12 protein-coding genes are annotated in these 12,648 nt (G+C 37.2%); all 12 read right to left on the minus strand.

The genetic code is table 11. The features are described 5' to 3' along the window. Positions 1-113: 113 nt before the first annotated feature. Positions 114-197, minus strand: coding sequence for a stage V sporulation protein SpoVM (spoVM, locus tag CWR45_RS11185; protein WP_115749945.1), 84 nt, complete (start codon positions 195-197; stop codon positions 114-116). Positions 198-228: 31 nt separating this feature from the next. Continuing rightward, a complete protein-coding gene (locus CWR45_RS11190; RefSeq protein ID WP_115749946.1) occupies positions 229-885 on the minus strand; it encodes a thiamine diphosphokinase in 657 nt (218 codons plus the stop codon). Positions 886-890: 5 nt separating this feature from the next. Beyond that, positions 891-1,547: a ribulose-phosphate 3-epimerase gene (rpe, locus tag CWR45_RS11195; RefSeq protein ID WP_115749947.1), complete on the minus strand. Its 657-nt coding sequence runs from the start codon at positions 1,545-1,547 to the stop codon at positions 891-893. Between the two features lie 2 nt (positions 1,548-1,549). Then, entirely contained in the window at positions 1,550-2,431 is an 882-nt protein-coding gene (rsgA, locus tag CWR45_RS11200) for a ribosome small subunit-dependent GTPase A (protein WP_115749948.1), read from the minus strand. Next, entirely contained in the window at positions 2,431-4,497 is a 2,067-nt protein-coding gene (pknB, locus tag CWR45_RS11205) for a Stk1 family PASTA domain-containing Ser/Thr kinase (RefSeq protein ID WP_115749949.1), read from the minus strand. The genes rsgA and pknB overlap by 1 nt, the downstream gene beginning before the upstream one ends. Next, entirely contained in the window at positions 4,490-5,251 is a 762-nt protein-coding gene (locus tag CWR45_RS11210; protein ID WP_115749950.1) for a Stp1/IreP family PP2C-type Ser/Thr phosphatase, read from the minus strand. Before CWR45_RS11210 ends, pknB begins: the two co-directional genes overlap by 8 nt. A gap of 163 nt (positions 5,252-5,414) precedes the next feature. Continuing rightward, a complete protein-coding gene (gene rsmB, locus CWR45_RS11215) occupies positions 5,415-6,764 on the minus strand; it encodes a 16S rRNA (cytosine(967)-C(5))-methyltransferase RsmB (protein WP_115749951.1) in 1,350 nt (449 codons plus the stop codon). Next, on the minus strand, positions 6,765-7,706 hold the full coding sequence (fmt, locus tag CWR45_RS11220) for a methionyl-tRNA formyltransferase (protein ID WP_211315963.1): 942 nt from the start codon (positions 7,704-7,706) through the stop codon (positions 6,765-6,767). It lies immediately after the preceding gene. Between the two features lie 41 nt (positions 7,707-7,747). Further along, entirely contained in the window at positions 7,748-10,156 is a 2,409-nt protein-coding gene (gene priA / locus CWR45_RS11225; protein WP_115749953.1) for a primosomal protein N', read from the minus strand. Next, a complete protein-coding gene (gene coaBC / locus CWR45_RS11230) occupies positions 10,153-11,361 on the minus strand; it encodes a bifunctional phosphopantothenoylcysteine decarboxylase/phosphopantothenate--cysteine ligase CoaBC (RefSeq protein ID WP_115749954.1) in 1,209 nt (402 codons plus the stop codon). The genes priA and coaBC overlap by 4 nt, the downstream gene beginning before the upstream one ends. Positions 11,362-11,801: 440 nt before the next feature. Then, positions 11,802-11,999, minus strand: a complete 198-nt coding sequence (gene rpoZ / locus CWR45_RS11235) for a DNA-directed RNA polymerase subunit omega (RefSeq protein WP_115749955.1) — start codon at positions 11,997-11,999, stop codon at positions 11,802-11,804. After that, positions 11,996-12,616, minus strand: a complete 621-nt coding sequence (gene gmk / locus CWR45_RS11240) for a guanylate kinase (protein ID WP_115749956.1) — start codon at positions 12,614-12,616, stop codon at positions 11,996-11,998. The genes rpoZ and gmk overlap by 4 nt, the downstream gene beginning before the upstream one ends. Positions 12,617-12,648: the final 32 nt, after the last annotated feature.

Raw genomic sequence — 12,648 nt, forward strand, 5'->3', positions numbered from 1 at the left:
ATATCAACTGCAACTTAAAATCAATAAACTTTATAAATATAACAAGCCTTCTGAAAACTACCTTTCTAAAAAACAAGCTTTTGCCATTCAAATGACAAAAGCTGATTAGAAAGTTATTTATCCTTTTTAAAAATATTAATTACAATTTTAACAAATCCACCGATAAATCTTGGGAGTTTAATAGTATAAAATTTCATAAGTGCCCCCTCCTATTCCTACAATCCAGGCTTACTTCGGAATCGCGTCACGACTCTTTATTAATAATAATATGCCCTTGTCATAGGAAAAAGTACCAGAATTTGAAGAAAGCTTGTTTGAAATACAACGGGTAGATCCCCAAGTAATCGTTTTATTTGTTAATGGATAGTAAAACCCTGTTAATGTAATTCCTTCAACCTTTTCGGTGTATGGAATAAACGATATATTGGAATAACGTTCATCCTCTATTATTTCATAAGTTCCTGGAAGCGTAAGCTCGAGATAATTTACATGATCGATAATTACTCCCTTGATTCCCTTATTCCGAATCAAGTAGAGTAATTGAATATTGACTAGCTCGTGATCAATCCTGCCGCCAGTGACACCGAATAAATATATTTCATTAGGATTTAGTTCAAAAGCTTTCAATAAAGCTATTTCTAAATCTGTTTCATCTTTTTCTGGTTGATATTCCTCATAGTTATCTGCTGAGTTTTGGATTAATACTTTTTCTTCCTCATCAATAGAATCGAAATCACCAACAGCATATTTAATCGGCATTTTGTTTTGCGCTAATACGAATGCTCCACGATCTGCGCCAATCCAATAGTCAACTTTATCGACATAGGAATCTAAATCTGCGAGTAATTCCTCGGGGCCATTCCCAACAATTGCAACAACTGTCATAGGTTTTACCCTTTAGCAGCAACACGTATTGCTTGTATTGCTTCCTGTCTATTTTCACGATTAAAGATAGCACTTCCGGCAACAAGTACATCAGCACCAGCATCTGTACATAATTTAGCTGTCTCTGCATTAACTCCGCCATCTACTTCAATTTCGAAAGATAAACCAAATTCTTTTCTCCATGCTGAAACCAGTTCAATCTTTTTTAATACGCTCTCTATAAATGATTGTCCGCCAAATCCGGGATTTACAGTCATTAGTAGCACTAAATCAACATCAGCAAGAATTGGCAGCAATACTTCAGCAGGGGTCGCAGGATTGATCACAACACCAGCCTTCACATTATGTTGCTTGATTAATTGAATGGTTCGATGTAAATGAGTACATGCTTCTTGATGAACGGTAATGATTGATGCACCACTGCTTGCAAAAATCGGGATATAAGGATCGGGATTTTCAATCATTAAATGGACATCTAGCGGAAGGGTTGTTACTGGCTTAATAGCTTCCACTATCAATGGTCCGATTGTAATATTTGGTACAAAATGGCCATCCATAACATCTACATGGATATAGTCCGCTCCACCTTTTTCAACATCTTTTATTTCGTCCCCAAGTTTTGCAAAGTCTGCTGATAGGATCGAAGGTGCAATTTTCAACATAGTTAATACCTCTGCTTTCTCGATTGTATTTCTTCTAAAAAACTTAAATAATGCTCATATCTAAATTGTTCGATTTTATTATTTTCAACAGCTTCTTTTACCGCGCATTTCGGTTCTTTATGATGCATGCAGCCTCTAAATTTACAGTACTGCCCAAGCTCGCGTATTTCTGGAAAACTATCGCCTAACATATCTGCTTCAATCTCACTAAAGTCTAACGCACTGAATCCAGGCGTATCTGCAACTAAACCTCCATAAAGCTGAATAAGCTCAACATGTCTAGTAGTGTGTCTCCCCCGCCCAAGACTTTGGGAAATTTCTCCTGTTTCTAATGTTAAGGAAGGGTTTAATGCATTGAGTAATGAGGTCTTTCCAACCCCAGACTGCCCTGCAAATACCGACACATTGTCTTTAAAATAATGTGAAAGATCTGGAATGCTTTCTGGCTTTTTTGATGAGAGCAATTCTACCCTATAACCAATTCCCTCATATACTTGCTTATAATGTTCAATTTCCAATTGTTCAGAATTGGTAAGCATATCAATTTTTGTAATGAAAATAACTGGTCTAATGTCTTTAGCCTCGATTAATACGAGAAAACGATCAAGTAAGAGTGTACTAAAAACAGGAGAATTTGCAGAGCTAATAAGAATTGCTTGCGTAATATTAGCAATAGGAGGACGAACAAGCTCGTTCGTCCTTTTATTAATTTTCATGATATAGCCTTCATCATTTTCATCTAAATCATATTGGACAAAATCACCAACTAAAGGGGAAATCTTCTGATTCCGAAACACCCCTCTTCCTTTACATGGATAAACATTATCACCCGACTGTACATAATAAAAACCACTTAAAGCTTTAATAATTCTCCCTTCGGCCATTATTCACCATCCTCATATAATACTGTATCTCTAACAATTTCTTCATCATCACGTGTAATTACATATTCTGCTTCACTACCAGGAGCAATTGATAATGTAAAGGTAACTGGCGTGTCCTCCGTAATCGATACTTCTCGATATACGTTAGTGATATCATTATTTGCATCGCCAATATAAATTTTCACGTTTTGTTCGACTGGCTCCACTTGTTCTTGCGGTGTTTCTTCTGGATTATCCTGCTCAACCTCTTCTGGATTTTCCGGTGGCATTGGTTTGTATGGTACAGTGTAAGTAATCGTATGTGATGCATGTGGTTTCTCTACAGGACCAATGGAAATGTAAACATCAACCGTAGTTCCTTCCTCCACTTCCATCCCCATTGTCGGTGACTGTCTAATAACCATACCCGCTGGTACCGTTTCAGAATTCGTCTCAATCACATTCATTTTGAGATTTTTAGAATTCAAATATGCTTCCGCTTCTTCCTGGGTCATACCGGTTAAATTATTTAAGCTTATTAGCTCAGGCCCCATGCTTACTTCAAAAATAACCTTAGTTTCACTTGGAATAACATCACTTTCAGGAGTTGGTTGAATTTGGTCTATTATTTCTCCTTCTGGACGATTGGAATATTTGTCAATCTTAATAACCTCTGAGTAGCCTGCTTCATCAAGAATTCGTTTAACCTGACTGAAATCACGGCCAACATAATCATGAAAATTTACTTTTTCTTTACCTTGACTAATAAATAAAGTAACGGTTGATCCTTCTTTTGCAATTCGGTCTGCACCAGGGTTTGTCTTAACGACATGTCCTTCTTCGACATCCTCCGAGTATACTAGTTCATCCTCTACTACGAATTTCTTTTCTTCTAATATTTCTCTGGCCTCATCGCTTTCCTTACCAATGACATTTTCAACAACAATATCTTTGGGTTGGAGTAAGTCCGGAAGAATTAAAAATGAAGCAACTCCGGCTGCAAGCAAGACGACGATAATAATTAGAATCATTGGCCATTTCTTTCTCTTCTTTCCCTTTTTCGGTTTCTTTTCCTTTTTTTTCGCTTTACTAAATGATTCTTTGGCATTGCTTTCTTCAGGATAATTCTTTGTTGCTCCATTCGTTTGATGAACAATTGTATGTTGCTCAGGATTGTTAGCAATTTGATGATCCGTAATAATTGGGATTGCCTTTGTTTCATCACCAGCTTCAACTGGCGGTTCATACATTTCCTCATTCAATTTATCAGGATCAAGCGCTGTTGCTAATGCCTCTTCCATTTCATAAATTGATTGATAACGATGAAATGGATCCTTTGCAGTTGCTTTCAGCACAATATTTTCAACACTTTGAGGAATATCCTGATTAAATCTTCTAACAGAAGGCGTATTGCTTTGCAAGTGCTTCAACGCTATTGAAACTGGTGATTGCCCAGAAAATGGAATCTTCCCAGTCAGTAACTCAAATAAAACGATACCAATCGAATAAATATCTGATTTCTTTGTCGCCAATCCACCTCGTGCTTGTTCGGGAGATAGATAGTGCACTGAACCTAAGATTGAATTGGTATGTGTTAACGAGGTAGCACTTAAAGCAACAGCAATCCCAAAGTCAGTGACTTTTATTTGACCAAACTTATCTATTAATATATTTTGAGGTTTGATATCACGATGTACGATATCATTGTCATGTGCGTGTGCTATTGCGGATGTTAACTGACGCATGATATCAAGTGCTTCACTAACCTCAATTGACCCATGAAGTTGTATGTATTCCTTTAATGTCATACCGTCGACATATTCCATCACAATATACATCACATGGTCTTCCCCACCGACATCAAAGATGTTTACTATATTTGGATGCGATAGGCTTGAGGCTGACTGTGCTTCCCGATCAAATCGAGCAATAAATTCCTGGTCGTTTGCATACTCCATTCGCAGTGCTTTTACCGCGACATCACGATCCAATATCGTATCCCTCGCTAGAAATACATTGGCCATTCCGCCGCCACCAATTTTTTTATCAATTTTGTAGCGATCATTTAACATATGGCCCTTATTCACTTGTTTCACCTTCTTCCGCCGATGAGTCAAGCGATGCTAGGATAATGGAAATATTATCTTCACCACCACGAGCATTAGCCAAGTCAATTAATTGCTGCCCCGCCTCGAGAATATCAATAGGCTGTTTAATTACTTCAATTAATTCTTGATCTTCTAGTTTATCTGTTAACCCGTCAGAACATAATAGTATTTTATCGCCTACATCGATGCCAACAGTATTAATTTCTGGTTCTACTTTACTATCCGTACCTAAAGCTTTTAAAACAATATTTTTTCTTGGATGGTGCTGTGCATCGTTTTTCGAGATTTGCCCAGACTGAACGAGTGCATTTACTAATGAATGATCCTCGGTTAATTGTCTAAACCCTTTACTATTTAGTAAATAACACCTACTGTCGCCAATATGGGCTATTGTCAGAAATTCTTCTATGTAAATAGCAATGACAATCGTCGTACCCATTCCTTCACATTCGCTATTAGCTTGGGCATGTTTATAAACTGATTCATTAATTTCCGAAATTGCCTTAACTAACCATGCCTCTAAATCTTGAGGTGCAGTAAAATCGTTTGTGCTCTCCCATTTAGCCTTCATTAATGATGTCGCCATCTGACTAGCGACATCACCTGACTGATGTCCACCCATACCATCAGCAATAATCGCCATAAACTGATTTCCGAGATTATAAAATATTCCCCCAGAATCCTCATTGTGACTTCTAACCCTACCGCGATCCGTTAAGAATTGCCCATTCATTTTATATCCCTCCTCATTTGAAATATAGGATGCAATTGCAATAAATAATTTAGTTAAAGTATTGCATATTTCCCCTTAGAAAACTAGGATTAATGCAACAGAAAATTATACTCTAGCAGATAGGTACAAATAAAAACCTCCTATCTGCTAGAGTAAAACAGGATTATTTTTTTCTCTTAAGTCTAGTAAGAAAGAAGCCGTCTGTATCAAAATTCTGTGGAAATAATTGCAGTCCAAATTCAGATTTCCCTTGAGAAGCTTTTAATTCATCTGGTAGTTTTTCGAAAAATACCGAATCAACTTCAAAGTCTGGGTTGCTTTCAATAAATGACTTTACCACTTGTTCGTTTTCTTGCTTATCGACCGTGCACGTACTATAGACGAGTAAACCGTCTTTCTTCAAAAGTGGCGCAACGCGCTCTAATATATCCAATTGAATCTCTGATAGGCGCTCAATATCATTTTCGTTTTTATTGTATTTAATTTCAGGTTTGCCGCGTATCACACCCAGCCCAGAGCATGGGGCATCGACAACAATTCGGTCAAAGCTTTCTGCCGCATGAATTTCATGTAGCTTTCTTGCATCATTCGCATTTGCATCGATAATTGTTAAACCAAGACTCTTCGCCTTATTCGCGATTAGATTTACTTTCTTTTTATGGAGATCGTAAGCCTTAATACTCCCTTGATTTTCCATCTTCTCAGCAATATGTGTTGCCTTTCCACCTGGTGCACTACAAGCATCTAAAACTTCCATACTCGGTTTTGCATCAAGCATTTCAGCAACAAGCATGGAACTTTGATCTTGAATTGTAATCAACCCATCCTTAAACAAACTGGAGTGTAAAATATTCCCTTTTTCGATAATGATACCTTGACTAGAAAAACGGGATGGAATCACAGAATATCCCTGCTCTTTTAAAATCTCCATCGCTTCTTCTCTTGATATTTTTAAGGGCTGTATTCTAATCGATTGGCTTTTCTTGTTTACATTTGCCTCACACATTGCTTTTGTCGTTTCTATTCCGTATTGTGCTGTCCACCTGGCAACGAGCCATTTTGGATGACTAGTTTCAATGCTAATCCTGCTGACTGGGTCTTCGATTAATGCAGTATCTGGAACCCCATTTCGCTGCACATTACGCAATACACCATTAACGAATCCCGCTATTCCTCTATGGCCACGATGTTTTGCGATTTCTACTGCTTCGTGGATAATCGCATGATCTGGAACCTTATCTAAAAATAACATTTGGTAGAGTGACATCCTTAAAAGTATTCTTACCCATGGTTCCATTTTTTTCTTAGAATCCATGAAGCTGTCAAGATAATAATCCAACGTCATTTCTCTTTGTAACGTCCCATAAACAACTTCTGTTAATAGACCTTCATCCTTCTGTTTTATTTGACCAGATTTTATTTCATGATCAATTAATAGATGACTGAAGCTCTGATCTTTTTCAATACGGATTAATAAATCTAATATTGCGTTTCTCAATTGATATGTTTTCATTTACTCACCCATTATGATACCTAGTTTTATTCGATCACTTGAACCGCGCAAATAATCTTTCACAGACATTCTTTTCTTACCTGCTGGTTGAATTTCGGTGATCTTCACTCCCTTTTGATTGCCACAGACAACAACGAAAGCTTCATCATCAATTTTCTTCACGATTTCTCCAGGCTTTCCTTCGTAGATAGTCGAATCTACTTCACCCCACCAGATTTTCATTACATTTCCTTCATAAGTTGTAAAAGCTACTGGCCATGGATGTAGTCCGCGTATTTGATTGTAGACTGCTTGGTTGTCTTTCTTCCAATCGATTCTTTCCTGTTCCCGTTTAATGTTGGAAGCAAATGTCGCTTGTGCTTCATCTTGCTTTACCTGCTCCAATTGTTTCGCAAATAGTTTTGGCAAGGTTTCTAATAATAAGGATGATCCTGCTTTTGAAAGCTTGTCATGCATCGTTCCTACATTATCTTCTTCTTCAATCGGCACACTCACTTGGGTCAAGATATCTCCAGCATCTAACTTTTCCACCATATACATAATCGTAATCCCTGTTTCTTTTTTACCTTGTACGATTGCATAATGGATTGGTGCTCCACCTCGTAATTCTGGAAGTAATGATGCATGTACATTAATACAACCGAACTCTGGTGCATCTAATAATGCATTTGGTAAAATTTGACCATATGCTGCAGTTACAATTAAATCTGGATTGTAACTCAAAATTTCATCATATTCATTTCGTAATTTCTCTGGTTGAAATACTGGTATATTATGTTTTTCTGCTTCTACCTTAACAGGTGGAGGAGTCATGACCCGCTTTCTTCCCTTTGGTCTATCTGGCTGTGTTACAACTAAAACTACTTCATACTCCGATTGGACAAGCGACTCTAAAACTGGCACAGAAAAATCTGGTGTACCCATAAAAACGATTTTTTTCAAAAACATTACCTACTTTCTATTTCTATTAATCATAAGCATCTTTACATTAAATGATATGGTTGCATATCTACCGTTATCTGTAAATCATCCTTACGTACCTCGTCAGCAAATTGATCGATAATTTTTCTAATATGAATACGTAAATCTGGCTCATTTCTGTATTTTATCATGCATTGATAGCGATATCTATCTTTGATCCGCGGGATAGGTGACGGTGTAGGACCTAATACCACTGTATCCTGCTGCAGCTGTCTCATAAGCAATTGCGCGATCTGCTGTGATGTCTGAATCACTTTCACTCGGTTTTTATGAGAAATTGTAATAAGTGCTAAATAAAAATATGGTGGATATTGAAAAGTCCTTCTCGTGTTCATCTCTTTATTATAAAAATCATGAAAGTTATATTCACTTGCAAGAACGATACTATAATGCTCAGGAGTGTACGTTTGGACAATTACTTCACCAGTTAATTCATGTCTCCCAGCCCTGCCGCTAACCTGGGTCAATAGTTGAAATGTTTTTTCTGATGAGCGGAAGTCTGGTAAATGCAGCATAGAATCTGCGGTTAGAACACCGACTAATGTGACATTCTCAAAATCTAATCCTTTTGCAATCATTTGCGTTCCTAATAATATATCAGCTCTTCTCTCAACAAATTGCTTTAATATTTTCTCATGGGAGCCTTTCCGCCTTGTCGTATCTACGTCCATTCGTAAAACCTTTGCTTCGGGAATTAGCTGGGTAATTGCTTCCTCGACACGTTGGGTTCCTGTACCAAAATAACGAATTAAATTACTTTGACATTCAGGGCACTCAGTAGGCATTGCTTCTTCATGCGAGCAATAATGGCATTTTAATTGATTGCTATTCTTATGATAGGTTAGTGCAATATCACAATGTGGACATTCTTTCACATGCCCACAATCTCTGCACATCACAAATGTAGAGTATCCACGTCGATTTAATAATAGAACAACCTGTTCTCCTCTTTCAATACAATGCTCGATGCTTTCTTTTAGTTTTCTGGAAAACATTGTCCGATTTCCTGCATGAAGTTCTTCTCGCATATCAACGATATCTACTTTAGGCATTGGTTTATCATTGGTTCTCTTATTAAGGGTTGCTAATTTATATACGCCTTTACTAGCTCTTGCGTAAGACTCTAATGTCGGTGTCGCACTTCCCAAAATGACCGGACATTGATGATACTCCCCCCGTTGTATCGATACGTCCCTTGCATGATAGCGGGGCTGATCTTCTTGTTTATATGTTGTTTCATGTTCTTCATCGATAATGATAATTCCAAGATTTTCAAATGGGGCAAACACTGCAGATCTTGCCCCAACGACAACCTGTACTTCTTTTCGTTGAATCTTCCGCCATTCATCGAACTTCTCACCAGCAGACAATGCACTATGCATCACTGCAACATTTGCGCCAAATCTTCCTTTGAAACGTTTCACCATTTGTGGTGTTAGTGATATTTCTGGTACTAGGACAATCGCTTCTTTTCCTTGATTAATCACGTTTTGGATTGCCTGTAAATAGATCTCCGTTTTTCCACTTCCAGTAACACCATGAAGTAGAAAGACATCATGGTGTCCAGAATCAATCGCTTCATTAATTGGGTTAATCGCAATTTGTTGTTCCTCGTTTAAAGTTAATGCACTCGTTCGTTCGATTTCTGCATCATTGTATGGATTTCTAAATACTTCTTCCTTGAATATTTCAAGTAGGCCTTTATCAATCAATGATTTCACAGTACTTGTTGTTGTATTCACTTGCTGAAGCAATTTTTTTTGTTCAATTGGAGCTTCATTTTCTATAAAATAATGTAATAATTGTCTCTGTTTCTTTGCACTCGCCGATAGATCAAGCAGTGCCTCTTCTAATAAATGTATAGGACGTGCAGCTTTTACCTTTGTCACATATTTTTTTGTGATTTTTGATTTTACTAGATATTCAATCGAAATATCACCATCCTGCACAACTTTTTGCAGTTGATAGTAGCTCAAAGTTGATCCTGCAAATTCAGCAAAACTTATGAAATCCCGCCCTGCAAAAAGCGCTTCAAACGGTTCCGGTAAATCGGCATCCGTCATTCTTACAAGCTCTTTTTCATATTGTGCCTTTAGCACTTGTGGTAGCATCGCTTGTAATGCGGTTATAGACAGGCTAAGGGTTTCATTTGCAACCCATTTCCCTAATTCTAATAACTCGTCAGTTAAAACAGGAGTTAAGTCCAATACTTCAACAATTTCCTTTAATTGCTTAAAGGATGACTCTGATACACGTCCAACAACAAATCCCATAATCTTTCTCGGTCCAAACGGCACAATTACGCGCATACCATTTTCCAGAATTTCTTGAAATCTCTCTGGAATATAATAGTCAAATGTTTGATTAATAGAGCTTGCAGGTACATCCACAATTACTTTTGCTATATTCAATGCTTTTCATCCTTCATATCTCGATCAATGAAACGCAATATTTTTTCTGCTATTTCTATTTTAGTAGCTAGCTCGATATCCTTTTGCTCCTGCTTTTTATTTACATAGGTAACGATATTTGTATCTCCACCGAAACCAGCACCCTTTGTTGAAATATCATTAATAACAATTGCGTCTAAATGCTTTTTCTCTAACTTCTTTAATCCATTTTCGATTGAATTATTCGTTTCTGCAGCAAAACCAACTAAATATTGATTCGACTTTATCTCACCAAGCGATAGTAAAATATCCTTCGTTCTTTTCATTTCAATCTGTAAATCACCAGGTTGTTTTTTCATTTTCTCATCATAGACTAGTTTCGGTGTATAATCTGCAACTGCCGCTGCTTTAATAACGATATCACTATCTGCAAAATAATCATGCATCGCCTCATACATTTCTTGTGCAGATGTTACATTGATTCGGTTAATTTTATTATTTGAAACTGTTAATGCAGTTGGTCCAGAAACCAATGTTACTTCAGCACCATATTTAGCCGCAGCTTCCGCTAATGCAAAGCCCATTTTTCCTGATGAATGGTTGGTAAAAAAACGAACAGGATCAATTTTTTCACGTGTTGGTCCTGCTGATACAAGTACTTTCCTCCCTTGTAAAAACGGATCAATTGATTGATGCTTTTCAATTACATCAATAATGGTTTCTGGCTCCTCTAAGCGTCCTTTTCCAATCCAGCCACATGCTAAATAACCAGCACCGGGTTCAATAAAATGGTATCCCCATTCATCCAATTGCTGCATATTCCTCATAACTGCAGGATGCCCATACATATTAACATTCATAGCTGGAGCAACATAAATACTCGCCTTCGTCGCTAACAGCGTAGTAGAAAGCATGTCATCAGCAACACCATTTGCAACTTTCCCAATAATATTGGCTGTTGCTGGTGCAATAATTACAATGTCTGCCCAATCGGCTAAATCTATATGTGCAATTTTGTTCGGATCCTTTTCATCAAATGTATCTATATAAACAGGGTTCCGTGATAATGCTTGAAAGGTTAAGGGAGAGACAAATTCTGCCGCGCTTTTCGTCATTATGACTTTAACATTTGCACCCTTCTGTGTTAATCTGCTTGTTAATGTGCATGCCTTATAAGCGGCAATACCACCAGTAACCCCTAATAGAATATTCTTATTAAATACCATTCACTAGCACCTCTCAACAATTATTTCCAATTTCATACTTATCTATAGTTTATTTATACCATAAACCCGTGTATTAAATCTTGTAATAGGTTAGAATACTTGGGTTTAACCAAGGTCTTTCGATGATAGCCTTAGGGGAAGTTCGATTAGAAACGCGACGTCCTGGGACTGCGGTTACTCGTCCCACCGAAGACCTTTGGGACTGCGGTTACTCGCCCCACCGAAGACCTTTGTCGCAACACCGAACTGACCTACATCCTGTAGGCCCCACTTATGTAGTAAGATATATTTTATACTTTCTTAACTACCAATAAAACAACAATACCCCCGCAAGTAATAAGCGAGGGTATAACTTATAAGTATTTCTATGCATTCGAACTGTAGTGTTTAAGAAATCCTTAAATATTAATTGCAATTAGGGCTTGGCTTAGGCTGATTTATTAATCTTCTGCTAAATGTAGTTTTCCAGCTTCTATTTCTTCAAGCGCCATCCCTACATTTTTAAATGATTTTGGATTTTCAACTTGCAAATCCTTCGTAACTGTAAGCTGTCTGGCACGTCTAGATGATAATGTAACTAGGGTATATTTTGATTTAATTCTTTCTTGCAATTTATCAATAGATGGTTCTAACATCAATGGATTTCATCCTCCAATATTTTCTTATATTGTTTTGCAACACGAATACGTTTTAAGTGTTCACTTTGGATAATGGCTTTTACTTTTGCAACCGCATGATCGACATTGTCATTTACAACGACATAATCATATGCATCCATCATCTCGATTTCTTTTCTTGCTTCTTTCAATCGATTTAATACGAGTTCTTGAGATTCTGTACCACGGTTTACAATTCGATTTTTCAATTCCACTAGACTCGGCGGGAATAGAAAAATAAATACACCCTGCGGAAAGTTTTCTTTCACTTGAAGAGCACCTTGAACTTCAATCTCCAAAAATACATCCAGTCCTTTTGCAAGTGTGTCCTCAACATACTTCCTAGGTGTGCCATAATAATTATTTACGTACTTCGCATATTCCAGAAGTTGATTTTGTTCAATTAGGCTTTCAAATTCTTCATTTGACTTATAGAAATAATCCACACCATCGACTTCACCTGGACGTTTATTTCTTGTTGTCATCGAAATAGAATACTGTAATTCTGTAGATTCTTCAAAAAGTCTTTTCCGAACTGTGCCTTTCCCTACTCCAGACGGACCAGAGAGAATAAATAATATACCTTTCTCTGCAACCAATATATTTCCTCCTAATACATTTAAACTAAAAA

The sequence above is a fragment of the Oceanobacillus chungangensis genome (assembly GCF_003369565.1).
GTDB classification, from domain to species: domain Bacteria; phylum Bacillota; class Bacilli; order Bacillales; family Amphibacillaceae; genus Oceanobacillus; species Oceanobacillus chungangensis.